Genomic DNA, 24,196 nt, shown 5'->3' with positions numbered 1-24,196 from the left:
GTCAATGGAACGCTAGGCGTTCGCGATGGCGTTCCGGGGAAAATCAGTTTGCTTCGCGCTATATCCGCCGCTGACGACGGCGAACAGGGCGAGGACGTTTTGTTTTCTCCACCGTGGCGACGCCGGCCAGATAATCGGCCAGGGCAACAGGAGAAGGGTGGGTGAAGAGGTCAAGCAATGTCAGGGTGGAAAATTCGTGACGTTGTAACAAAACGTGCAGTTGCACCAGATTCAGCGATGTTGCACCCGCCTCAAAGAAGTTTTCTGCGGGGGTGACCGACTCGCCAACCACCTCGCGGAAGGCGTCGCAAATCAGGCTGACGGTGCTCTCGTCCGCCGCAATGTGTGGCTGAGAGTGCTCAGGGCATACGCGCGGTGAGCGTTCTGCGCATTGTCCTGCGTGTTCAACGGGAGGCACCAGCGCGCCGAGCGGCAGTTGCCAGCCGCTTTCATCCTCGGCCATTCGGTCTAGCAATGCGCAATACTGTTCAAACTGGCGCTCCACCTGTCCGGCAGGAAACAGCGCGGCGACAAAATCCCAGTTAAAGCGCAGTTCGCCTTCGGATTCATAAACCTGGTGATCGAGCCAGACCTGCGGCGTCTGGGAGATGCCCCAGACCGGTTTGAGCAGATTACGCCGGGCGAGGAAGTTATCCTGCTCAAAGCCCAGCGCGCTGGTAAAGACGACGGGCATCGGAACGGCAGGCACGTTTTGCCGTTGCGCCAGTTGACGCATCACGCGGATGGCCGACACATCGCGGTGGTTGAGGTTCTGGCTCAGCCGCTGCTGTAGTGACTGCGCGCTGTGCAGCCAGCTTTCGCCGGGATGCCAGCTCAGCAACATCAGCGAGGTGAAATCGCCCAGAATCTGGTTGATTTGCGGGTGCAGCGGTCGCCTGTCGAAAAGCGTAAGGTTAAGCGTGAACTCAGGCTGCGCACTCCATGCAGAGAGAACCGTTGACCACACCGACAACAGCACGGCCGACGGGGTGAGATGGGCGTCAGCCGCCCGTTTTTTCAGCCGATGCCAGCGCGTGCTGTCCAGCGCGCCGTTCAGGCGGGCGAAGCGCGGTGTTTCAACCTCCTGAGGCAAGCAGCGCAGCGGCAACGCAGGCGCCGGAGGAATATCATCAAGCTGCGCCTGCCACCATGCCAGAGAATCTGGATTGGGCGACTGTAGCGAGGGTTGTTGCAGATAATCCCTGAAAGTGACGGGCAGCGGCGGAAGCAACTGTTGCGGGTAGCGGTAGCCGTGCTCCAGCTCCGCCAGCAGGATCTGCATGCTCAGACCGTCAAGCAACAGGTTATCCAGACACAGCCACAGGCGGGCGGGCATCCCGTCCACGTATCCGACCTGGAGATCGAATACCGGCCACACTTCGGGGTTGAGTACCTGATGCGCCAGTTTTTCGCGTACCCGCAACGCCTCTTCAGGCGTATGGAGGGTGTGTGCGGGTATCACCCAGGGGCGCGTCTGTTCGAGCACCTGTTGCTGTCCATCACGCACGACGGCGCGCAGCATATCGTGGCGGGCGATTAATCGGTTCCAGACCGTCTCCAGCCGGGTGAGATCCAGATCGGCAATTTCAAATTCAACAAAGAAATGTGAGCCGACGCCGCCCAGGGCAAAGCCTAGCTGACGCCCCACCAGGTAAGCCTGCTGCACGTCGGTAAGCGCAAAGGGCTGGTAGCGATCTTCAGGGGAGTGGACGAATGGTTGTTCGACCGGGACGTCGGTTTTCCGCAGCGTGGCGGCAAAATCCGCCAGCCGGGGATGATTAAACAGGTCGCTTAATTGCGCTTCATAACCTGCCTGATGAAGTTGCCCGGTCAGGCGGGTCGCCAGCAGGCTATCTCCGCCTTGCTGGAAGAAGTCGGTTTCTCTGGTGACATTGCCAGTCGATAAGAGTTGCTGCCAGAGGGTGGCAACCTGTTTTTCAATGTCGCCTTGGGGTAAATCCGCTTCGGCCTGGTTTTCCGCTTCAGGGGTATGACGACGCTTCAGCCCCTGATAATCAATTTTCCCGTTAGCCGTCAGCGGTAAGGCGTTGAGGAAGACGATCCGTTGCGGCACCATCCACCCCGGCAGACGCCCGGCGAGGGCGGCCTGAAGTTGCCGGGGATCGCGGCGCACATGCCTGTCAGGACATTGTACGAGGAAGCGTTGTAACCCCGCGACCTCATCGCCATGCTGACAATTGAAGGCGGCTGCGCTAAATAATGCCGCCCAGTCGGCGCTGTTATGCAGCAAGGCCTCCGGCTGCCCATCGGTTAACAGAAGCGTGCTGAGCAAGGCGGACGGCGTTAACTGGCGAAACTCCATCACGTAGAGCAGCGCGCCGGGAACGGCAAGCTGTTGTAATGTTGCAAGGAGCCCGGGATCTTCCGGCAGCAGACGATGCAGGGCGTTATTAAGCCAGATAATGTCCGCCGAGTGAGCGTGCGCCGCCAGCGTGTCTGCATTCCAGGGAGACAGACGAGTGCCAGGCCAGGGGGCGAGCCTCTGCCGGGCGCTCAGCAGCATCTCCTGGCTCTGCTCAAGCCCGACATACTCAATCTGTCCGGCGTTGAGCTGTGCTAACAGCGATTCTGCGGCGCGGCCAGTGCGGGTTCCCACCTCAAGCAGGCGTACCGGGCGCTGTAAGCGCTGTGCAAGCTGTTGGCAAATTGTCGCCAGTTCCTGAATATACGGGGCGCTGGCCGGATGGTTGAAGGCCAGGCTTTCCGGCGACCACTGCGCGTCGTTCAGTAACGACAGTTCGTCACGGGCGCCGCGAAGAATCTGCGATAACGTTAAATCATGTCCGCTGAAGTGCGGGTGCTCATTCTCGCGTTCTTCACCAGCGCAGACCTGATAACCTTCAGCAGCGGGCTTCAGTCGCCGTTGCGTCACCAGAAATGCTAACCAGCGTTCCACCACGGCCTGCCAGCGCGGCTGGATAGCGAGTGAGTTCATCAGGGGGAGAGGATCGGCGCCAGCGGTGTGACCCGGCTTCAGTTTTAACAGGCGATGCTGAAGGAAATCGGCTACCTGTTCTGCGGAGATCTCTGGCGAGATGGCGCAACAGGGCAATGTTCCTGCAAGCGTGTGCCACGCCTGCGGCAGTGCCGGGTCCCGATGATCGGTAACGCAAAAAGCCTCGCCCTGAGGAACCACGTATGCCGCCAGCGTTTTTTCTTTTTCGCCGATCGCCAGAACGGTTGCTTGTTTCACCCCCGCCAGCTGGCTGAGCGCGCTTTCGATTTCGCCCAGCTCGATGCGATATCCTCCGACTTTGACCTGCTTGTCGCGACGACCGAGGAACTCGATTGTGCCATCTGGCCAGTAGCAGCCGAGATCGCCGGTGCGATACCAGCGCTCGTCCTGGAGCGTCAAAAATTGCTGCTCGCTGCGCAGGGGATCGTTGAAATAGCCTTCCGCGACCCCGATGCCGCCAATCCATAATTCGCCCGGCACCCAGTCAGGGCAGTCCCGGCCCAGTTCATCCACCACCCGGTAGCGTTGGTTGGTTAGCGGAAAACCGTAAGGGATGGAACGCCAGTGGACAGGAACGTCGTGAATTTCGCAGGCGTTAGACCAGATAGACGCCTCGGTGGCGCCGCCCATCGCGATAAATTGTCCTTGTGGCCGGAAGGCCCGATAACGGGCGGGGAGGTCAAGCCCGATCCAGTCGCCGGAAAGCATCACTGCGCGCAGGTTTTCCGGCGTGGCGTCGGCGAAACCTTCACACCAGGTCAGCAGCATATCGAACAGCGCCGGGACGCTGTTCCAGAGCGTGACCTGATGGCGCTGGATCAGCTCACACCATGCGTGAGGATCGCGCCGTTGATTTTCCATCACCATCACCAGCGCGCCGCCCGCACGCAGTACGCCAAAAATGTCGTAAACCGATAAATCAAAATGCAGGGCGGAGAGGGCCAGCACCCTGTCATGTGGGCCAACCTGATAGCGGGTATTGATATCGCAACAGGTGTTAAGCGCTCCCCGGTGAGAAATGACTACCCCTTTCGGCGTGCCGGTTGAGCCGGAGGTGTAGATAATGTAGGCCGGTTGCGTGGGGGCGCGTACCACCGGGTTGGCGATTGGCTCCGCCTCAATGGTCTGCTGCCAGGCAAGAACGGGAATATCGTCTGACCAGACGCTGGCGTCGTGCTGGCAAATGAGCACCAGCCGGACGCTGGCGTCAGCGTAGATTTTCTCGCGCCGTGCGGCAGGCTGGTCCAGCGAAACCGGAACGTAAACCGCCCCGGCCAGCAGGACGGCCAGAACCGCAACAAGTTGTCCTGCGCCTTTCGACATCGTGATAGCCACATTATCGCCGGGCTGAACCCCGCACTCGATTAACCTGCCTGCGCAACGGCGGGCATAGTCTGTCAGCTCATGATAATTCCACTGATAACGCATGTCCGTTACCGCCAGCGCCTGCGGCTGTTGCAGAGCGATACGGAAAATGCCTTCATGCAGCAAGCCTTCGGGAATGGGGGCGCCGGTGGCGTTGAGCCGTTCGCGTATCGCGTGCTGGCTGGCGGGCATCATATCTGCGAACGGCTTTTGCCAGGCGCTTTCGTCATCGCAGAGTTGGTTAATCAACTGGCAGTAGGCGTCGAACAATGTTTCGACTAACGCCGGAGGGAACAGCGAGTCGTTGCTGTCCCATTGCAGCCAGACCTCGCCGTGATGCTCGAACGCCAGATGATCTATCCAGACCTGCGGCGTTTGCGAGATGCCCCATTCCGGCTCGCCCAACGGCGATTCTGCGCGGCTGCTGTAGAGGGAACGCCCCAGATTGCTGGTAAATACCACCGGGGCGCCGTGGGGGTAGCGCTGCTGGCGTTTGAGTTCACGGAGTAATTCGACGCCGGACCAGTGGCGATGCTCCCAGTCCTCCGTAAACGTGAGCTGGTTTTTACGCGCCAGGTTGCTGACGGTATCGCCGTCGCAGGCGGTATCCAGCAGAAGAATATTGGTGAAGTCGGCAAGCATCGTGCCAACCGCCGGGTGCAGCGGCTGGCGGTCGAATAAGGTGATGTTAAGCAGCAGACGCGTCAGGCCGCCCCAGCGAGCCAGCACGGCAGAAAAACAGGTCGCCAGCGCCATTGTTGGCGTCACGCCATATTCGCCGGCCCGGTTGCTAAAGGCGTGCCAGCGTGTTGCCGGAACAATCATGCGGCGCCGGGTATTACGGACTTCGCGCAGCGTGGCGGGTTCGCAGACCAGCGGCAAGACGGGCGCGGGGGGAAGCGTCGATGCTTTCGCCAGCCAGTAAGCGCGCGCGTCGTCTCTCAGTGGTTGATTGATCTTCTGCTGGTGCAGCAAATACGAGCGGAAATCATAGCGGGTGTCGATAGCCGACAGCGATTCTCCGGCCAGCAGGGCATTAAGCTCATCGAAGAAAAGCGTAAAGCTGGAGGCATCCATAATCAGCAGGTCAATATTGACATGGAGGCGGTGGCGATTGTCCGGCAAGAGCGTCAGCTGAAAATCAAACGTTTCGCCGATCTCCACGCGTAAAAGACGGTGGCTCAGGCGCTGGCGCAGTGCGTCCAGATAGGCCTGGCGGCTTTCAGCGTCGTTATGGCGTAAATCATGAACGGTGACGCCGTTCCAGTAAGGTTGCGGTAGCCAGACCTGCTGCCCGTCGGGGCGAAAGGCGATATGCAGCATTGGGTGGCGTTGCAGCAAGGTCGTGATGGCCTGCTCCAGCTGCGACGCCGTCAGACAATGGCCTTCAAACTCCTGATACAGGTGGCAACCCACACCGCCAAGCGTCTGCCCCGGCATGCGGCCCGTCAGGTAGGCGTGCTGTACCTGCGTCAATGGGAAGGGGGTACTTTCGGTCATATTCGGCCAGGATGATTCGTCGGGCAGCGTTTCTTCTTCCGCGTTCTCCGGCGACCGGCTGAGCATTAACTGGTTCCATGCCGCCAGCGTGGGGGCGGCATACAGCTCGCGAAGGGTAAGGCGGTAGCCATTTTTACGAAACCAGTGTAACCATCTCATCAATCTTATTGAATCCAGGCCAGCCTGGATTAGATTGCTCTCTTCATGTAACTGCTGCGGCGTTAAATTCAGTTCCTGTATAAGCCGCTCGCGTAATTGTTGGTAATCAGCCGCGTGGCGGTTGTCCGGTAACAGCGAATCCTGAGATGGTGCGCCAGAAATCATTCTTCCCCCTGATGGCACGTTTTACCGAAAAGCATTGCTCATATGAGAATAATAATTATTAACAATTAGATGCTACCCGAAACGGGTTTATTTATGCCCGTTTCGGGTTAGTAACAGGCGGAAAGAACAGAGGCCCGGATGGGGTATCCGGGCCTCTGTCAGGGAGGAATTTAGGGGGGCGCGACCCCGGTTACATCACGCGTTTAAAGGTCGAAGGTGTTACGCCAAACTGTTTCTGGAAGGCGGCAGAGAAATGGCTGGCGTTGGCATAGCCCAGATCGGCCGCCACCGTCATGACGGAGGTATTGCCGTTAGCCAGGCGTCTTCTGGCTTCCTGCATTCGTTCAGCCTGAAACAGGCCATAGACGCTGTTGTTGAACAGAACGCGGAAGCCTCGCTTAATTTTGAGAACGCTCAGACCGGACTCTCTGGCCAGCTCCGCGACGCCCGGCGCTTGCGTCAGATCAGCCAGCAGCAGATCCTTCGCCCGCAGCAGTTTCTGACGTTCCATCGGGTTGAAGTGGCAGGAGAGGCAACTGGCGTCTTCACGATGTTCATCCAGCACCAGACTGAGCATGACCAGACTTTGCCCCTGCAACCATAGCGTCGACGGCTTTTGTTCATGACTGAAGCCGCCGTGCATGCGCATCAGCGCGTGACGCAAGGCCTGAGCCGTTAAGTGGGTTTCAGCATTACAACGCTGCTGCTGGCAACAGCAGTGTGAGTCGATCTTATTCTTAATGACCGTGCTAATATTCGGCACCCATAGCGCGAGGGTTTCAGGGCTGAAGGAGAGGGTAATGCTCTCGAATCGGCCACAATAGGAGGCGCTGCCACGGCAGTCTGGCGTATGGGTAATGTAATGGCGATTGCGCGCAAGCTCCCAGTCGGTGTGGCGCCGGAGCCCCTGAATCGCAAAGCGCGATGTGCCTTCCAGGATGCACGAGAAGTTAATCCTGCCCAGATCGTCGTGTAGCTGCAACGTCTCAGGCCGCGCAAAATGGCCCCTCCAGAGCAAAATATCCATACCTTCCTGCAACGAACAGCGCAGCAGTTCACACTGAGCAGGAATATTGCCATCGTTTGCAGGTTTCCCGACCACCAACTGGTGAATAGAGATTTCAGATTGCGTTTGCGGTGACTCCGTCATGACCTGGTTATCTCCCTGTGGCTTAGACCAATGCGGGTATAAATAGAACCGAATGGGGTAGATGAGTTATTGATAATAGTTATTATTCACATTAATTATCAGAACACCACCCTGAATTGTCGTTTTTGGCGTCCGTAAAAATTCATCAGGAAATTCAGTTACTCCCATGTCATCTCAATCATCCAATACTGAATCGCTGTCCCGATTTCCTCTCTGGCAGGTGATTACACCGGTTCGCAGGAAGGTTATTTTAGCTATGGCGCTGGCGGGGCTGGCGGCATTAACCAGCCTGGGGGCGCTCCTTTTTCTGGCGTGGAGCCTGCGCGACATTCGCGCGACGCCTGACGCTATTCCGGCCTGGCCGCTGGGCGGCGTGATCGGCTGCGTGGTCTTAACTTTTGTTCTGCGCTTACAGGCGTTCAACACCTCTCATTACGCGGCTTTTCATCTGGAGAACATTCTGCGCAGCAGGTTAGCCCGTAAAGCATTGCAGCTTCCGCCTGGCGTGTTACAGCAAATGGGTAGCGGGTCAGTGGCGAAAGTGATGCTGGATGACGTGAAGTCACTGCATATTTTTGTGGCCGACAGCACGCCGCTCTATGCCCGCGCGATCATCATGCCGCTGGCGACAATCGTTATCTTGTTCTGGCTGGATTGGCGACTGGCAATCGCGACGCTGGGGATACTGGCGTTTGGCTCGGTTGTTCTCGTGCTTGTCCGCCAGCGTTCGGAAGATATGGCTCAGCGTTATCATAAGGCGCGCGAGCAGGTCAGTGCGGCGGTTATTGAGTTCGTGCAGGCCATGCCCGTGGTGAGAACGTTTGATAGCGGCAGCACCAGTTTTTTGCGTTATCAACGCGCCCTTGAAGAGTGGGTCGATGTGCTCAAAACCTGGTATCGCAAAGCCGGTTTTTCAGCGCGTTTTTCCTTCTCGATTCTGAATCCTCTCCCGACCCTGTTTGTCCTGATCTGGTCGGGATACGGCCTGTTGCACTATGGCAGTTTCGATTTTATCGCGTGGGTGGCCGTTTTACTGCTGGGCAGTGGAATGGCCGAAGCCGTAATGCCAATGATGATGCTCAATAACCTGGTCGCGCAAACGCGTTTAAGCATTCAGCGTATTTATCAGGTTCTCGCGATGCCGGAGTTATCGCTGCCGCTGTCTGACCAGCAGCCGCAAGAGGCGAGCATTACCTTTGAGCAGGTGAGCTTTCATTATCCGCAAGCGCGTACTGGCGCCGCGTTGCAGGAGGTGAGCTTTCATGTACCTGCCGGGCAAATTGTGGCGCTGGTCGGGTCAAGCGGCGCCGGAAAAAGCACCGTGGCGCGCTTGCTGCTGCGTTACGCCGACCCGGACAAAGGCCATATCCGTATTGGCGGCGTGGATCTGCGCGATATGCAGACGGACACCCTGATGAAGCAACTCTCGTTTGTGTTTCAGGACAACTTCCTTTTTGCCGACACGATAGCCAATAACATTCGTCTGGGCGCGCCGGATACGCCGCTGGAGGCGGTAATAGCGGCGGCCAGAGTGGCGCAGGCCCATGATTTTATTAGCGCGCTGCCAGAAGGTTACAACACGCGAGTCGGGGAACGCGGGGTATTTCTCTCCGGCGGCCAGCGGCAGCGCATCACTATCGCCCGGGCGCTTTTGCAGGATCGCCCCATCCTGGTGCTCGATGAGGCGACGGCGTTTGCTGACCCGGAAAACGAAGCGGCGCTTATCAAGGCGCTCGCGGCGGCCATGCGCGGCCGGACGGTAATCATGGTCGCGCATCGTCTTTCAATGGTGACTCAGGCCGATGTGATATTGCTGTTTTCCGACGGACAGCTCAGGGAAATGGGGAACCATACGCAACTGTTGGCGCAGGGCGGCCTGTATCAACGGCTCTGGCAACACTATCAGCAGGCGCAGCATTGGGTGCCGGGTGGAACACAGGAAGAGGTGGTGGAAAATGAAAGACAATAATCCTGCGGATAACCTGTCCTGGCGCGTCATCTGGCGCCAGCTTATCTCCAGCGTTGGCAGTCAGGCCAGGATGCTGCGGCGCAGTATGCTGGCGCTGTTGCTGGCGGCATTCATGCAGGGGATCGCCTTTGCCTGTCTTTATCCGATCATTGATGCGCTGTTACGGGGAGACGCGCCGCAACTTCTCAACTGGGCTGTGGCCTTCAGCGTCGCCGCGATTGTGACGCTGGCGCTACGCTGGTATGGCCTGGGCTTTGAATACCGTGGTCATCTGGCGCAGGCCACCCATGAGTTGCGCCTGCGACTTGGCGAGCAGTTACGCCGCGTGCCGCTGGAGAAGCTCCAGCGTGGCAGGGCGGGCGAAATGAACGCCTTGCTGCTGGGCAGCGTGGATGAAAACCTCAATTATGTTATTGCGATAGCCAATATTTTGCTGCTCACCATTGTCACGCCGCTAACGGCGTCGCTGGCGACATTGTGGATAGACTGGCGGCTGGGGCTGGTGATGTTGCTGATCTTCCCTCTGCTGGTGCCGTTTTATTACTGGCGCCGCCCGGCGATGCGGCGACACATGCAGACGCTGGGGGAAGCGCACCAGCGGCTGAGCGGCGATATCGTTGAATTTGCTCAGGGGATGATGGTATTGCGCACCTGCGGCAGCGATGCCGATAAAAGCCGGGCGTTGCTGGCGCATTTCAATGCGCTGGAAAACTTACAGACCCGCGCTCACCGCCAGGGCGCTGGCGCTACGATGCTGATCGCCAGCGTCGTGGAGTTGGGCCTACAGGTGGTGGTGTTATCCGGGATCGTCTGGGTGGTGACGGGCACTCTGAACCTCGCCTTTTTGATTGCCGCCGTCGCGATGATTATGCGCTTCGCAGAACCGATGGCGATGTTTATCAGCTACACCTCGGTTGTGGAACTGATCGCCAGCGCCCTGCAACGGATTGAGCAGTTTATGGCGATAGCACCGCTTCCCGTCGCAGAGCAAAGCGAGATGCCGGAACGTTACGATATCCGCTTTGACAACGTCAGCTATCGCTACGAAGAAGGCGGCGGTCACGCGCTTAATCATGTTTCTTTGACGTTCCCGGCAGCCAGTATGAGCGCGCTGGTGGGCGCCTCCGGCGCAGGCAAAACCACGGTCACTAAACTGTTAATGCGCTATGCCGATCCGCAGCAAGGGCAGATTTCTATTGGCGGCGTCGATATTCGCCGCCTGACGCCGGAACAGCTCAATAGCCTGATTTCTGTTGTTTTCCAGGATGTCTGGCTGTTTGATGACACGCTGCTGGCGAATATCCGTATCGCGCGCCCACAGGCGACGCGACAGGAGGTGGAAGAGGCTGCCCGCGCGGCGCAGTGCCTTGAGTTTATTTCCCGTCTTCCGCAAGGCTGGCTGACGCCAATGGGGGAGATGGGCGGCCAGCTATCGGGCGGCGAGCGCCAGCGGATTTCCATTGCCAGAGCGTTATTGAAAAACGCGCCGGTCGTCATTCTCGATGAACCGACCGCCGCGCTGGATATTGAAAGCGAGCTGGCGGTGCAAAAAGCGATCGATAACCTGGTTCACAACCGGACGGTAATTATCATTGCTCACCGTTTATCTACCATTGCCGGGGCCGGAAACATTCTGGTGATGGAAGAGGGACAGGGGGTTGAGCAGGGTACTCATGCGCAATTGCTCTCTCATCATGGACGTTATCAGGCGCTGTGGCAGGCGCAAATGGCCGCGCGCGTGTGGCGCGAGGACGGGGCTTCCGCGTCTGGAGAGTGGGTGCATGAGTGATGTTCAGTCGAATGTGAAACCGCTGACGTTGACGACCGGGCGGGTGATTTTTGCTATTGCCGGCGTCTATGTGACGCAGAGCCTGGTATCGGCACTGTCTATGCAGTCCTTACCCGCGCTGGTGCGCGCTGCTGGCGGTTCGCTGGCGCTTGCCGGTGCGACAACCCTGTTCATGCTGCCCTGGGCGCTGAAGTTTATTTGGGCGCCGTGGATCGAACGCTGGCGGCTTCCGCCCGGTAGCCAGGAACGCCGTTCCCGCATGATAATCCTGCGTGGTCAGGTCGCGTTAGCGGCGATCCTGATGATTGCCGCAGCGATTGGCTGGTTTGGGCGAGAAGGGGGATTTCCCGATACGCAAATCGTCGCGTTATTTGTTCTGTTTATGGTGGCAGGCACGGTCGCCTCCACCATTGATATCGCCAGCGACGGCTTTTGCGTCGATCAACTGACCCGCGCGGGTTACGGCTGGGGAAACAGCGTGCAGGTCGGCGGCAGCTATCTGGGGATGATGTGCGGCGGCGGGGTGTTTCTGATGCTGTCGGCAGCATCCGGCTGGCCTGTCGCCATGCTGATGATGGCGGTGCTGATTATGGCGCTGTCACTCCCGCTGTGGCGCATTACGGAGCCGACGCGAACAGCGACTATCCCGCATGTTCCGGCGTTAGGTTATGCGCTAAGGAGGAAACAGGCGCGCCTGGGCTTACTGCTGGTATTGATGCTGAATTCAGGCATGCGGTTTGTGCTGCCTCTTCTGGCGCCGCTGTTGTTGGATCATGGGTTGAGCATGTCAGCGTTGGGCGCGCTGTTCAGCGGCGGCAATATTGCAGCGGGCATAGCAGGAACGCTGGCTGGGGGATTGCTGATGAAATACACCTCACCCGGCAGAGCGCTGTTGACGGCTTATGGCGTCCAGGGGATCGCGCTGCTGGCGGTGGTGATGACGCTCATGATGGCGCCGGGTCATCTGCTGCTGCCGATTCTCCAGTGTCTGGTCATTGTCCAGTCCATTTCGCTGGCCTGCGCGCTGGTCTGTCTTTACGCCACGCTGATGTCGCTTTCATCGCCTTTGCAGGCCGGTGTCGACTTCACCCTCTTTCAATGTACTGACGCGGCAATCGCCATTCTGGCTGGCGTTATCGGCGGCGTTGTTGCTCAACATTTTGGCTATGCGGCCTGCTTCCTGTTTGCCGGGGCATTCACGTTGCTGGCGGCGTGGGTTGCTTATATCCGGCTGCATTCGGCAAGAGAACTGATGACAAGCGCAATTGATTGATCCGGGAATAACACAGAGAGGTAAGGGATGAAAATCAGTGAATTTCTACACCTGGCGTTACCAGGGGAACAATGGCTGCCGACGATTTCTGGCGTTTTACGCCAGTTCGCAGAAGAAGAGTGTTATGTCTATGAGCGTCAACCCTGTTGGTATTTAGGCAAAGGGTGCCAAGCACGGTTGCACATTAATGCCGATGGAACGCAGGCGACATTTATTGATGATGCCGGGGAGCAAAAATGGGCGGTGGATTCCATTGCCGACTGCGCGCGTCGTTTTATGGCGCATCCTCAGGTGAAAGGACGTCGGGTATATGGACAGGTTGGGTTCAACTTTGCGGCGCATGCGCGGGGGATTGCCTTTGACGCCGGGGAGTGGCCGCTGCTGACGTTAACCGTTCCCCGTGAAGAACTTATTTTTGAAAAGGGAAATGTCACCGTTTATGCGGACTCCGCCGACGGGTGCCGACGTCTGTGCAAGTGGGTAAAAGAGGCCAGTACAACGACGCAGAACGCACTACTGGCGGTGGATACCGCCCTCAATGGTGAGGCATATAAACAACAGATTGCGCGCGCCGTTGCGGAGATCCGCCGTGGCGAGTATGTCAAAGTGATTGTCTCGCGCGCCATTCCCCTGCCATCGCGGATTGATATGCCCGCCACGCTGTTATACGGGCGACAGGCAAACACGCCTGTGCGCTCGTTTATGTTCCGTCAGGAAGGACGCGAAGCGCTGGGCTTTAGCCCGGAACTGGTGATGTCAGTGACGGGCAATAAAGTGGTCACTGAACCGCTTGCGGGCACCCGCGATCGCATGGGAAACCCGGAGCATAATAAGGCGAAAGAGGCAGAACTGCTGCACGACAGTAAAGAGGTGCTTGAGCATATCCTTTCTGTCAAAGAAGCTATTGCTGAACTGGAGGCCGTTTGCCAGCCGGGCAGCGTGGTGGTTGAGGATTTAATGTCGGTTCGCCAGCGCGGCAGCGTTCAGCATCTGGGGTCTGGCGTGAGCGGTCAGCTTGCGGAGAACAAGGATGCCTGGGATGCGTTTACCGTGCTGTTTCCGTCGATTACCGCCTCAGGCATCCCTAAAAACGCTGCCCTGAACGCGATTATGCAAATTGAGAAGACGCCGCGAGAGCTTTATTCCGGCGCAATTCTGCTGCTGGACGATACGCGCTTTGATGCGGCGCTGGTCCTGCGTTCCGTATTTCAGGACAGCCAGCGCTGCTGGATACAGGCGGGGGCGGGAATCATCGCGCAATCTACGCCGGAACGCGAACTGACGGAAACCCGGGAGAAATTAGCGAGCATTGCGCCCTATTTAATAGCGTCGGAGTAACTGTTTTCTAACTTCACAACCAGACTGTCCAAAGACAATTGAGTCGCTCTCTGATTCATCTGTGACTTTACTGCCTTCTTTTGTGAGTTTTTCATTATGAAGTTGACACGAGCCTATATAGAACCACCTCCTGTGGAGGTGGTGTTAATTTGCCAGAGTATGGGGGTTCGTTAGCATACTATGGTGATACACTTATTTTTACCTACTGTATAAGGCGGTAAATAAGATTCACGGCATTCATCCAGATAATCCGACCACCATTGCATCATCGCCTTGCGGGCTTCCAGGTGTTCTGCCTTGTGAATATAAGCCATGCGCACGGTATTGCGCTCCTGATGACTCATCTGGCGTTCTACTGCGTCCTTTGCCCATAAACCCGATTCCATCAGCGCACTGCATGCCATCGCCCGAAAGCCGTGGCCACAGATATCCTTTTTCGTGTCGTAGCCCATCACCCGCAGTGCCTTATTGACCGTATTTTCACACATTGGCTTATATGGGTTATGGTCGCCGGAGAAGACCAGTTCATTATTACCGGTGATATCTTTAATCTGTTTCAGAATGGCGATGGCCTGTTCTGAGAGCGGGACGATATGCGGCATTCGCATTTTGGCCCCGCGCCCGGAATAACGCACGCCAATAATGGGTTCTCGCGTCGCGGGTATCGTCCAGACTCGGTTTGTGAAATCAATCTCTGACCAGCGGGCGAAACGCAGTTCACTGGAGCGAATGAACACATGCAGCATCAGCAGGACGGCAAGCCGGGTAAGTTCGCGGCCCTGATGATATGCCTCAATACGTTCAAACAGTTCAGGCAGCCGCTCCAGTGGCAGGGAAGGATAGTGCCGTCTGACAGGAGGTGTGGTCACGCCGCCAAGGTTTGCTGCCGGGTTCGTATCGATTAACCCCTGATGGACCGCATGGCGCATTATGTTACTCAGGTGCTGCCGCGTGCGGGACGCAACTTCCAGCAGACCTTTTTCCTCGATCCCTTTCAGCAGGTCAATGAAATTACGGGGTTTAAGTTCTGATACAGGCAGGTTCCCGATAACCGGAAAGATGTGATTGTTCAGGCTGGCAAGCAGACGGTCAGCGGTGTTCTGCGACCATTTCCGGTTACTTTTATGCCACGCCAGCGCCACGTTTTTAAAAACTTTATCCGGTGTTCGTGAGCCACGTTCAGCAGCCCGCTGCTGTACCGGGTTGATATTCAGCGCCAGCATTTTACGGACACCTTCACGCTGCTGTCGCGCATCAGAGAGGGAGACGGCAGGATAGGCACCCAGCGCTATGCGGGATTCTTTACCGTTAATACGGTACTTGAGATACCAGTGACGTGAGCCACCCGGCTTGACCAGCAGATACAGACCGTGGGAATCGGAGACTTTAAGGGGTTTATCAGAAGGCTTGAGAGTGCGGATTTTCGCGTCGGTAAGGGACATATGGGGGTCACTCCATTATCGAACTAACCTGACCCCAGATTTGACCACCAATTTTTCCCGATGCGGAGGGTAAAATCAAAATGCACCGGGAAGACTTTTCACGCTAACCTGTTGAACCAACTTCATATAATGATTCGCAAGGATGCATGAAAACAGGAAATTGGCTCCTCTGACTGGACTCGAACCAGTGACATACGGATTAACAGTCCGCCGTTCTACCGACTGAACTACAGAGGAATCGTTGGAACGAGGCGAATATTAATGGCAGCCCCTGTGGGTGTCAACCGCTAAAAACACATTTGTATTCAACTGGCTAGCAAAGCGGCAAAGCGATCGTGATTTAAGCAGATTCCGGTGCCTGCTGCGCCAGACGCGCCAGCGGATCCTGATGGTAAAACTGCTGCAGGTGGCGATACATGGCCGGAAAACGGCTGGCGAGCAGGTCGGGGGCGCTGAAAAAGTACTCTGACAGCACGGCAAAACATTCCGCCGGATCGCTGGCGGCATAAGGATCGAGGGTCGCGGCCTGTTCACCCACCAGCTCCACTTCCGCCTCAATCTCAGCCATCGCCTGCAGTAAATCTTTCTCCCAGCTGGCCACATCGCGCAGCGCGATGGCCGGGATGCCGCTGGTGTAACCGCTGCCGCGCGCGTCGAGCTTGTGCGCCACTTCGTGGATCACCAGGTTGTAACCAGAGAGATCGTATGAGTCCTGGATGTCCAGCGCGTTCAGCACCACCGGTCCCTGCGTCCAGCTCTGGCCGGCATGCACGGCCGGCGCGTGGTGCACCAGGCCGCTGTCGTCCTCCCAGCGATCGTCAACGCTGAACGGCTCCGGGTAGATCAGCACTTCGTGGAAGCCGTCAAGCCATTCCAGACCCAGCTTCAATACCGGCAGGCAAAACAGCAACGACAGGCGAGCCAGACGCAGTTCGCTGAGTTCCAGACCCTGCAGCGGAGTGATTTTTTTCTGCAGCAGGAAGCGTTGCGCCAGCGCTACCAGCGCCTGCTGTTCGTCGCTGTTCAGCAGAGAAAAGATCGGCTGCCCCAGCGCCTGTTGCCAGGGCAGGGCAGTCACGGCAGCATCTTTTTGTGCACGCCACGGCCATTTGATCATTGCGTCACTCACTCTGCAGGGCGGAAATCATATCCTGACGCGGCAGACGATAAATTGCCAGCGTGGAATCAAAGCCGCTTATTCAACCTGTTAGCGGCGGATTTGTCTGTGACAGGGATTGCAAACTGGCAAGGTGGGAAAGGGGCGCGCTGTGCCGCCGGCAAGGGGCAAGGGCTGGTGACTCACTGAATCGCGCAAAAGACGACGCCCTCTTCCGTGCGGAAGAGGGCAAACGGTTAGCCTTCACGCTCCACACGCTGGAATGCGATGACCCAGACCCAGGGATTCACCTCCCAGCTGGTGGCGCCGTACTGCTTCTGCCACGCCTTGCGGTAAGCTTCTTTCGGCGATTCGGAATTCATGTTCATCGTGAAGAAATTATTGAGGAAGTGCGAATCGGTCTGCACGCCTTCCGCCATGATGTCGTCTTCGCTGATGTCCTGAATTTTCTCCGCGCGTACCGCCGTGATTTCCAGATCGATGCGGCTGGCCCAGCGCGGCATATGGATGGCGGTCTGCCAGCCAAACTGCTCGGCGACCTGTTGATTTTCTTCCTGTTGTCCAAGTTCATGGCTGTCGGCACGATACTGGCAAAATGCCGGATTGCGGAACGGCAGTGGATCGCGCTCGTATTCCGCCAGCTGCGCCTCAGGCACAATCGGACCCCGCCAGGTTTCACGCACCCACAGGCGATCGCCGACCTGGCCAAACGGGCACTGGGCGCCAATGTCCGCCATCGACATCAGCTTATAGCCATGCAGATGATTAGCGCTGACATCAAACGCGTGCACGCCTTCATGATGATCCTGTCCCGGGCCAAACGCCTGAGTTTTCATAATGCGCCGGGTCTGAGTTTGCTGGCCAACCAGCAGGGCGCGCACCCGCTGTTCGGAAAAAAGAATCGGCCGTTCTTTCATTATGTACCTCATGTTGTATCACGTACCCGGAGAACTTCGACGAAACATCCGTATCCTCGGATGAGAGCATTAGCATAATGGGTTTGAATCAATTTGCTTAATAATTTGTCGCCTTATTATCGGGCAATAACTGCCGCTTCCGGTATTAAAAATGGCTCATAAGCAAACAGTGTGCTGACGAAGGCTTCGGGTACAGGTGAGAGCCGTAAATTTCCCCTATACAGTACGTTATAACGGTCGCAATGGGAATCTTTTCAGATTATGTCGCTATGCAAAGGGGCGATTTAATGCTGGGGTTGCGACAGGCTAAACTGGACCTTTGGCGATGCTGAAAATTCACCCAGTGGGAAATGCATCACCGAAATTAAACAGAGTGGCTTAACTAAAACAGGTTAAGGAAATACTGAAAACCGTATCGCGGCTGGGCAAGCGGCATTAACAGCGCTATAACATGATCGGGATCGCATTTTTTTGCGCTGGACATCCGGGAAGGGTGTAAAGAAAGTGTCATCACCGGGCCGCTATGATGGGCGCAAGCCGTACCCGGTGCGAAATAATAGCAATAACAGGAGAAGCACGATGTCACTGACCCATTGGCAACACCGTTACGAAAGCTGGCTGCAGCTGAACTGGCTGCACGATGATAAAGCCCATGATATCGCGCACCTGCGCCGCGTCTGGATGAGCGCGGCCCGCATTATGCAAAACACCAATGCCGATTCGCTGGTGGTGCTGACCGCCTGCTATTTTCACGATGTGGTGAACCTGCCGAAAAACCATCCGGAACGCCATCTGGCTTCGACTTACGCGGCGGAAGAGACGCGCCGCATTCTGCAACAGGATTTTCCGGACTTCCCCTCAGCGCTGCTGGACAGCGTGGCGCATGCGGTGCAGGCCCACAGTTTCAGCGCCCGCATTACGCCAAAAACGTTAGAAGCGAAGATCGTTCAGGACGCCGATCGTCTCGAATCATTAGGCGCGATTGGCCTTGCGCGCGTTTTCTATACCGCAGGTGCGCTGGGACGGCCGTTGTTCGACAGCGACGATCCGCTGGGTAAAGATCGTGAACTGGATGACGTAAAGTGGACGCTGGATCATTTCCAGAAGAAACTGCTGAGCCTGCCGCAGACCATGCAGACGGAAACCGGCCGTCTGCTGGCGGAACACAACGCCGATTTTCTCGTCCGCTATATGGCGAAGCTGTGCGCCGAACTGCAGGGCAATCTGACCGATATTGATGAGTCCGTGTTACGCGATTTCAGTCCCATACCGGCACAATATTAAATTTTTATGACAGTCTGTTAACTTTCATCTGCTTCCGCTACGTTGTTGTAAATCAAGAGGGAGTGTGAAGATGACCGAGACCGTTAACTTAACCATTAAAATTGACCCGGCGCTGAAAGAGCACATTAAACAGTTAGCCGCTGATAACCAAATCTCCATGAGCCAGGAGATCGTTAACCGCCTGCAGGCCAGTTTAGATGCCGTTGAGCCACCGGCCGTCGACAGCCTGCATACCGAAGAGGCGGGCGATCAACTGAGCGCCGCCGAGCTGAAGCAGGTGCGTGCACTGCTGAAGAAAAGTAAGAAAAAGAAATAACACCAAAACCCGTCGCTGACGGGTTTTTTCTTTCTGCACCTTAGCTAACGCGGAACTGCTGCGCGCGCTGCGTCAGTCGCGCTGAAAGTTCACTCAGCTGCGCCGCTGCCTGCACCTGCTGGTCAGTCAGGGCTTCGTTTTGCTGGAGCTGAAGACTCATTTCCACCACTTCCCGGGCAATTTTGCTCACGCGATGGCTCTGCGCCGTACTGTTATCCTGCAGCTCATTCAGCTGGCTGACTACGCCCGATACCGCCTGGCCAATCCGCGCAAACAGCACTTCCAGCGCCTGCACCTGCGCAAAGCCATCCTGCACGTGCTGCTGCGTGTGCTGGATTAAACCGTCGATCTGCCGCGTGGATGCGCCGCTCTGCTGTGACAGCAATCCCATCTCTTTGGCGACGACCGAAAAACTGCGCCCGTAAGTGCCAGCATGCGCAGATTCTATCGCCGCATTAAGCGACAGCAGACGCGTCTGCATCGACAGGCTGTCCAGCATGCCGACGATGCCAGCGATATCGCCAGCGGCCGCGACGATCTGCTGCATCTGGTGTTCCATATTGTCGACTTCGTGGGCGCAGTGACGCATCAGCGCATCCGCGGACTGTGCATCGTGCGTTGCCTGTTGCGAGAAGTGTGCACCTTTTTCCACCTCTTCTGACACGCGATGCAGCCGCTGCGACAGATGATGGAAGCTGGCATTTTGCGCCTGATGCTGCTGCATCACCTGCTGATTATGCTGCTGCATCTCGTCAGCGCCGGCCGCCACCCGGGTTGCTACCGTCGTAATGTCGCTGACGATCTGCTGCAAACCCTGACGCATGGTATCGATGGACAGGAGCAGCTGGCGCGTTTCCAGCGACTGACGACGCGTCGGTGCCGGGCTGGCGACCAGATCGCCCGTCGCGATTTGTGCCAGCTGGGCGTTGGCGTGACGCAGCGGCAGCAACACGCCGCGCATCAGCAGCGCGGCGGCCAGCAGCAGCAGCGCCATTAATATCGCGGCAATCGCCAGCGCCAGATTGCGGCTCTGCTTGAGCGTGCTGAGCGAATGCTGGTTGACGCTGCCGAGCTGCTGATTGGCCTGTTCGATTTCGCTAAACCAGGCATCGTTGAACTGCTGCTGGAAAGCCTGCATCGGCACCATAAAAAATGCGTTGATATCATTGGCTGCCAGCCCTTTCAGCTGCTCCTGCAGCCCGCCAGCCAGCAGCACGAAGCCCTGTGCCAGCGGGCTATCGCTTTTCGCCTGATAGGCAGCAAACAGCTGCTGCGCCTGCTGCAATGAGGTAGTGGCTGCCGCCGCCAGGCTTTTCCAGCTGTCGACCGAACCGCTCTGCTGGTCCTGCATCAGATAAATGCCGGCACGATGGCTGTTGTCGCTGGCGGTGAGTAACTCAATACGTGCTTTATCCAGCAGGGCCAGCCGTTCGCGCAGCTGGCTGGCCTGCTGCAATGAGTGTTGCGTCTGATTCACGTGCTGGTTGAGCAACAGCACCCCGGCAAACTGCAGCAGACAAAACAGCACAATAAACAGCATGAACTGGCTGCGCAGGCTGGAGAGCCAGACGGGCAGACGCAGGGTAAAACGAGGTCGCAGCCGCAGCGGCAGGGAGATTACAGACAGGAGAGACATCAAACAGCTCCGCAAAAAATAAAACGCAGTATTGGTTTGATGCGTGACAGTCCGGTGACAGTGCGCGCGATGTGCGGCAAAACAGCACATCGCGCGTTACTAAAGCAAATTGCGGGGCGGAAAACCGGGGCGTGAAGCGCGGCTGCGTTTTCAGCGGCGCTGACGCGCGTGCTGCTCAATCAGCGGCAGCAGCAGTTTCGCTACGGCGGCGAACACCGGCACCACCACCGAGTTACCAAACTGTTTGTAGGCTTGTGTGTCGGAGACCGGAATGCGGAAGCGCGCTTCGCCCGGCGCTTCAAAGCCCATCAGGCGGGCACATTCACGCGGCGTCAGGCGGCGCGGGCGGCGCGCCATGTTCGCGGCCTGCTGAAAATCCTGCTCACCCAGCGCGTGATCCCAGCCGCGATCGATCAGGATTTCCGACCCGTCTTTATAGTAGCGCGCTGACAGCGTGCGCACGCAGCAGTGCGGATTGCGCGGATCGTTGAGGCCAAAGCCAAAACCGTTGCCTTTGGCTTTATGCTTCTTCGCATACTGGTAGAGATAGTGCCACAGCGTGGGCGACAGGGTATATTTTGCCGGCGGCTGCGGCTCCAGCAGGCTGTGCAGCGGCGGAACTTCAGGCGGATAGAGCGCCGCCAGCGCGCGCAGCGAAAAACCCTCGCTCAGGCCGGTATCGCGCCGGATCCCCACCAGCACGATGCGCTCGCGGTGCTGTGGCAGGAAGTGACGCGCATCGACCACTTTGGCATCCGGCGATGAGTCGTCAGCCGCGTCAGCGACGTCGTAACCCAGCTCATCCAGCGTGGCCATAATAATGGCAAAGGTGCGGCCTTTATCATGGCTCTTGAGGTTCTTCACATTCTCCAGCACGAAAAACGGCGGTTTTTTGGCGGCGAGGATGCGCGCCACATCAAAAAACAGCGTGCCCTGGGCTTCACATTCAAAACCGTGGGCGCGACCCAGCGCATTCTTCTTGCTGACGCCGGCCAGCGAAAAGGGCTGACAGGGAAAGCCGGCCAGCAGCACCTGATGGTCGGGAATCGTCTTATCGATATGCTGATAAATCGCCTGCTCATCCGGCAAACCGGCCGGCTGGGTAATCAGCCGGATATCACTGTTGAACTGATGCCGGGCGGGATCGCTGTAGTGATTGGCTTTATAGGTGCGCACCGCTTCTTTATTCCACTCGCTGGTGAATACGCACTGGCCACCAATCTGCTCAAAGCCGCGGCGAATACCCCCGATGCCGGCAAACAGATCGATAAACTGAAAGCGGGGATTGTCATAATGCGCCGGTCGCGACGGCAGCAGCGCCTGCAGACGGGCGACCTCCGCCGCGGATAGCGCGGGCGCGGCACTTTTTCCCGCGCGAATACGGTTAAGCTGCGTGATACTCCAGTCGCGGCCGCCGGCCTCGCTCAGGATGACCACCAGATCGCGGGCCGCGTAGATATCCAGTACCTGCAGCAGTAACGCGATGGCGTCAGCATCAGCGGAGTGCGGGGAGGGCGAAGCCGTCGCGGCGGGATCGAGTGCAAGCATGCGTTTTTCCTTAACAGTGAAGCGGCTATGCTACCACTCCTGGCGCGGCGTGGAAATTACGATGGCTGCGCAGCGTCTCGCAATCTGCTCCGCACAAACTTTCGCTTTCGCCTCAACGCGCTAAAGTTGAAGAAGCCCGCAAAAAAGGAGACGCCATGGCAGACGTCCACTCGCATGATATTCGCAGCAAAAATATGCGCGCCATTCGCAATCAGGATACGGCGATTGAGCAGCGTATTGCGCTACTGCTGAAAGATCGCGGCTTTAGCTTTCGTGTACAGGACAAAGCGCTGCCGGGCCGGCCGGATTTTGTGCTGCCGCAGCACAAAGCCATTATCTTTGTGCACGGCTGTTTCTGGCATCGTCACCACTGTTATCTGTTCAAAATGCCGGCCACGCGTACCGAATTCTGGAGCGGCAAAATCAACAGTAACGTGGAGCGTGACCGGCGCTATGTGCAGCAGCTGCAGGAAAGCGGCTGGAAGGTGCTGATCGTCTGGGAATGCGCGCTGCGCGGCAAACTGCGGCTGGAAGATGAGCCGCTGGTGGAGCGGCTGGAAGAGTGGCTGCTGGCTGCCACGCACAGCAGCGAGATCGATCATCAGGGGTTGCATCACTATCGGGCGGATTAAGGCAGGGTGATTGCTTTTACCTGCCATAACAGTTTAGATCAGCGTTTTCTCTGGGACGCGGAACACCACCATGAGCAGCATCAAACTGACGGTCAGACGCCTGTATCAACTGCGCGATGAGCGCATGGTCAATGCCCATGCCACGGCGCGCATTTACCTGGACGATACGCTGGTGGCCACCGAGGAGATAAGCGGCATGACAGAAAGTCCGGTGAGCAAGTATCTGCACGCCGACGATCTGCACGGGAAAACGTTACGCGTCGAATGGGACTGTGCGGGCATCGCCGATATGACGGTGACGGCGATTGAGCGGTGCCCCTGTTGTCAGGATCACGAACCGGAATAAGGAATGACATTTTGGCAGGAACCAGCTTACTGACTCTTCTGGATGATATTGCCACGCTGCTCGACGACATTTCCGTCATGGGCAAAGTGGCGGCAAAAAAGACCGCCGGCGTGCTGGGCGATGACCTGTCGCTCAATGCACAGCAGGTGACGGGCGTGAAGGCCAATCGTGAGCTCCCGGTGGTGTGGGGCGTGGCGAAAGGCTCGTTTATCAACAAACTGATCCTGGTGCCGCTGGCGCTGCTGATCTCCGCGTTTGCGCCCTGGCTGATTACGCCGCTGCTGATGATTGGCGGCGCCTATCTGTGCTTTGAAGGGGTGGAAAAAGTGCTGCACAGCCTGCACCACGACAAAGCGGAGAAGAGCCCGGAAGCGCGGCAAAAGCGCCTGGATAATCTGGCGCAGCAGGACCCGCGACAGTTCGAAAAAGATAAGGTGAAAGGCGCAGTGCGCACCGACTTCATTCTGTCGGCTGAAATTGTGGCGATTACCCTGGGCATTGTGTCGGATGCGCCGCTGCTCAATCAGGTGTTGATCCTCGCCGGTATTGCCATTCTGGTGACCATTGGTGTGTACGGTATTGTGGCGATGATCGTTAAGATTGACGATCTCGGCTACTGGCTGCGTGAGAAGTCTTCCACGCTGGCGCAGGCCACCGGCGGCGCGCTGCTGGCGCTGGCACCGTGGCTGATGAAAATCCTGTCGGTGGTTGGCACCGTCGCGATGTTCCTGGTGGGCGGCGGCATTATCGTGCACGGTATCGCGCCGCTGCATCATGCCATTGAAGAGTACAGCAGCGGCTTCCCGGGTGTGGTTTCCATGCTGCTGAGCAACGGTGCGAATCTGGTGCTGGGCTTTATCGTTGGGTCGATTGTGCTGTTAGTGGTAAATCTGGTTGCGAAGCTGCGCGGTAAATCGGTATAAAGCGCAGGAAATTTCTAATCACGGGTCAGGAGAACGATGATGAACGACGATATGTTTGAATTTGATATCGATGCACAGCTGGAGCAGGCGGAAGCCAAAGCGGCAGAAAAAGCCAGCGAAGTGCCGGCGGATATCAGCGACGAAGCCGACTGCGAAGGTTGCAAAATCTGATTTTCCACCCGGGAAAATCGTTCAAAGCCGATAATAACTTTTATCGGCTTTGTTTATTTACGGCATTTTTCACTGCTTATTCCGAATTTGTCACAGTAATAGCAATATCCTATAGGCAAAAAACGCGCACAGCTGCTATACCTTAATCCGTTCAATCAACGGTGAGAAGGGAGGGCGCG

At 57.3% G+C, this 24,196-nt stretch carries 17 protein-coding genes and 1 tRNA gene; 10 read left to right on the top strand and 8 right to left on the bottom strand.

The genetic code is table 11. The features are described 5' to 3' along the window. Nucleotides 1-58: 58 nt before the first annotated feature. Together irp2 and ybtA are read right to left on the bottom strand one after the other, a co-directional pair. Nucleotides 59-6,166, bottom strand: a complete 6,108-nt coding sequence (gene irp2, locus CBW22_RS13550; RefSeq protein ID WP_088516944.1) for a yersiniabactin non-ribosomal peptide synthetase HMWP2 — start codon at nt 6,164-6,166, stop codon at nt 59-61. Nucleotides 6,167-6,356: 190 nt separating this feature from the next. Beyond that, nucleotides 6,357-7,316: a yersiniabactin transcriptional regulator YbtA gene (gene ybtA, locus CBW22_RS13545; protein WP_088516943.1), complete on the bottom strand. Its 960-nt coding sequence runs from the start codon at nt 7,314-7,316 to the stop codon at nt 6,357-6,359. A 256-nt stretch (nt 7,317-7,572) separates the two neighbouring features. On the opposite strand from ybtA, the gene ybtP reads away from it, so the two are divergent. From ybtP to ybtS, 4 genes are read left to right on the top strand one after another with little or no spacing between them, the layout of a single operon-like run. Further along, complete coding sequence (gene ybtP / locus CBW22_RS13540; RefSeq protein ID WP_176428124.1) at nt 7,573-9,285, top strand: yersiniabactin ABC transporter ATP-binding/permease protein YbtP; 1,713 nt, start codon at nt 7,573-7,575, stop codon at nt 9,283-9,285. Next, nucleotides 9,272-11,074, top strand: coding sequence for a yersiniabactin ABC transporter ATP-binding/permease protein YbtQ (ybtQ, locus tag CBW22_RS13535; RefSeq protein ID WP_088516941.1), 1,803 nt, complete (start codon nt 9,272-9,274; stop codon nt 11,072-11,074). The genes ybtP and ybtQ overlap by 14 nt, the downstream gene beginning before the upstream one ends. Next, complete coding sequence (gene ybtX / locus CBW22_RS13530; protein WP_088516940.1) at nt 11,067-12,347, top strand: yersiniabactin-associated zinc MFS transporter YbtX; 1,281 nt, start codon at nt 11,067-11,069, stop codon at nt 12,345-12,347. Before ybtQ ends, ybtX begins: the two co-directional genes overlap by 8 nt. Before the next feature lie 27 nt (nt 12,348-12,374). Further along, nucleotides 12,375-13,685: a yersiniabactin biosynthesis salicylate synthase Irp9/YbtS gene (ybtS, locus tag CBW22_RS13525; protein WP_088516939.1), complete on the top strand. Its 1,311-nt coding sequence runs from the start codon at nt 12,375-12,377 to the stop codon at nt 13,683-13,685. 170 nt (nt 13,686-13,855) lie between these two features. Here ybtS and CBW22_RS13520 read toward each other — a convergent pair whose 3' ends face one another. The 4 genes from CBW22_RS13520 to CBW22_RS13505 all read right to left on the bottom strand — a co-directional run bounded on the left by CBW22_RS13520 (nt 13,856) and on the right by CBW22_RS13505 (nt 17,161). Beyond that, nucleotides 13,856-15,127, bottom strand: coding sequence for a tyrosine-type recombinase/integrase (locus CBW22_RS13520; RefSeq protein WP_088516938.1), 1,272 nt, complete (start codon nt 15,125-15,127; stop codon nt 13,856-13,858). 161 nt (nt 15,128-15,288) lie between these two features. Continuing rightward, a tRNA-Asn gene (locus CBW22_RS13515) sits at nt 15,289-15,364 on the bottom strand. A 103-nt stretch (nt 15,365-15,467) separates the two neighbouring features. Then, entirely contained in the window at nt 15,468-16,244 is a 777-nt protein-coding gene (gene mtfA, locus CBW22_RS13510) for a DgsA anti-repressor MtfA (protein ID WP_088516937.1), read from the bottom strand. Nucleotides 16,245-16,480: 236 nt separating this feature from the next. Continuing rightward, the gene (locus CBW22_RS13505; protein WP_058771148.1) at nt 16,481-17,161 is read right to left on the bottom strand and encodes a hypothetical protein; all 681 of its coding nucleotides are present in this window, start codon (nt 17,159-17,161) and stop codon (nt 16,481-16,483) included. 579 nt (nt 17,162-17,740) lie between these two features. Between CBW22_RS13505 and CBW22_RS13500 the strand changes: the two genes are divergently transcribed. Both CBW22_RS13500 and CBW22_RS13495 read left to right on the top strand, forming a co-directional pair. Next, nucleotides 17,741-18,445, top strand: coding sequence for a phosphohydrolase (locus tag CBW22_RS13500; RefSeq protein ID WP_088516936.1), 705 nt, complete (start codon nt 17,741-17,743; stop codon nt 18,443-18,445). 70 nt (nt 18,446-18,515) lie between these two features. Beyond that, nucleotides 18,516-18,761 carry a hypothetical protein gene (locus CBW22_RS13495; RefSeq protein WP_021509844.1) on the top strand — a complete coding sequence of 82 codons (246 nt, stop codon included), beginning with the start codon at nt 18,516-18,518 and terminating at the stop codon, nt 18,759-18,761. Nucleotides 18,762-18,801: 40 nt separating this feature from the next. Here CBW22_RS13495 and CBW22_RS13490 read toward each other — a convergent pair whose 3' ends face one another. Next, nucleotides 18,802-20,397: a methyl-accepting chemotaxis protein gene (locus CBW22_RS13490; RefSeq protein ID WP_088516935.1), complete on the bottom strand. Its 1,596-nt coding sequence runs from the start codon at nt 20,395-20,397 to the stop codon at nt 18,802-18,804. A 150-nt stretch (nt 20,398-20,547) separates the two neighbouring features. Then, entirely contained in the window at nt 20,548-21,945 is a 1,398-nt protein-coding gene (gene dcm / locus CBW22_RS13485; protein ID WP_088516934.1) for a DNA (cytosine-5-)-methyltransferase, read from the bottom strand. A 155-nt stretch (nt 21,946-22,100) separates the two neighbouring features. Here dcm and CBW22_RS13480 point away from each other — a divergent pair, with 155 nt between their 5' ends. The 4 genes from CBW22_RS13480 to CBW22_RS26710 all read left to right on the top strand — a co-directional run bounded on the left by CBW22_RS13480 (nt 22,101) and on the right by CBW22_RS26710 (nt 24,017). Then, the gene (locus CBW22_RS13480; protein ID WP_088516933.1) at nt 22,101-22,577 is read left to right on the top strand and encodes a very short patch repair endonuclease; all 477 of its coding nucleotides are present in this window, start codon (nt 22,101-22,103) and stop codon (nt 22,575-22,577) included. Nucleotides 22,578-22,647: 70 nt separating this feature from the next. After that, nucleotides 22,648-22,923, top strand: a complete 276-nt coding sequence (locus CBW22_RS13475; protein WP_021509848.1) for a hypothetical protein — start codon at nt 22,648-22,650, stop codon at nt 22,921-22,923. 11 nt (nt 22,924-22,934) lie between these two features. Next, on the top strand, nt 22,935-23,846 hold the full coding sequence (locus CBW22_RS13470) for a DUF808 domain-containing protein (protein ID WP_058757386.1): 912 nt from the start codon (nt 22,935-22,937) through the stop codon (nt 23,844-23,846). 36 nt (nt 23,847-23,882) lie between these two features. Next, entirely contained in the window at nt 23,883-24,017 is a 135-nt protein-coding gene (locus tag CBW22_RS26710; protein WP_254919505.1) for a hypothetical protein, read from the top strand. Nucleotides 24,018-24,196 lie beyond the last annotated feature (179 nt).

The sequence above is a fragment of the Pantoea sp. VS1 genome (assembly GCF_002207995.1).
GTDB lineage: Bacteria > Pseudomonadota > Gammaproteobacteria > Enterobacterales > Enterobacteriaceae > Pantoea > Pantoea dispersa.
The sequence above is the reverse complement of the archived record's forward strand: the minus strand, read 5'-3'. Positions and strand labels throughout refer to the sequence as shown.

Bases quoted from the DNA above. Each gene is read 5' to 3' on its own strand.
- CBW22_RS13505 (WP_058771148.1), bottom strand. From the start codon at position 17,161: ATGAAAGAACGGCCGATTCTTTTTTCCGAACAGCGGGTGCGCGCCCTG.
- CBW22_RS13475 (WP_021509848.1), top strand. From the start codon at position 22,648: ATGAGCAGCATCAAACTGACGGTCAGACGCCTGTATCAACTGCGCGAT.
- CBW22_RS13480 (WP_088516933.1), top strand. From the start codon at position 22,101: ATGGCAGACGTCCACTCGCATGATATTCGCAGCAAAAATATGCGCGCC.
- CBW22_RS13520 (WP_088516938.1), bottom strand. From the start codon at position 15,127: ATGTCCCTTACCGACGCGAAAATCCGCACTCTCAAGCCTTCTGATAAA.
- CBW22_RS13500 (WP_088516936.1), top strand. From the start codon at position 17,741: ATGTCACTGACCCATTGGCAACACCGTTACGAAAGCTGGCTGCAGCTG.
- CBW22_RS13490 (WP_088516935.1), bottom strand. From the start codon at position 20,397: ATGTCTCTCCTGTCTGTAATCTCCCTGCCGCTGCGGCTGCGACCTCGT.
- irp2 (WP_088516944.1), bottom strand. From the start codon at position 6,166: ATGATTTCTGGCGCACCATCTCAGGATTCGCTGTTACCGGACAACCGC.
- dcm (WP_088516934.1), bottom strand. From the start codon at position 21,945: ATGCTTGCACTCGATCCCGCCGCGACGGCTTCGCCCTCCCCGCACTCC.
- CBW22_RS13495 (WP_021509844.1), top strand. From the start codon at position 18,516: ATGACCGAGACCGTTAACTTAACCATTAAAATTGACCCGGCGCTGAAA.
- ybtA (WP_088516943.1), bottom strand. From the start codon at position 7,316: ATGACGGAGTCACCGCAAACGCAATCTGAAATCTCTATTCACCAGTTG.
- ybtX (WP_088516940.1), top strand. From the start codon at position 11,067: ATGAGTGATGTTCAGTCGAATGTGAAACCGCTGACGTTGACGACCGGG.
- ybtQ (WP_088516941.1), top strand. From the start codon at position 9,272: ATGAAAGACAATAATCCTGCGGATAACCTGTCCTGGCGCGTCATCTGG.
- CBW22_RS26710 (WP_254919505.1), top strand. From the start codon at position 23,883: ATGATGAACGACGATATGTTTGAATTTGATATCGATGCACAGCTGGAG.
- ybtS (WP_088516939.1), top strand. From the start codon at position 12,375: ATGAAAATCAGTGAATTTCTACACCTGGCGTTACCAGGGGAACAATGG.
- ybtP (WP_176428124.1), top strand. From the start codon at position 7,573: ATGGCGCTGGCGGGGCTGGCGGCATTAACCAGCCTGGGGGCGCTCCTT.
- mtfA (WP_088516937.1), bottom strand. From the start codon at position 16,244: ATGATCAAATGGCCGTGGCGTGCACAAAAAGATGCTGCCGTGACTGCC.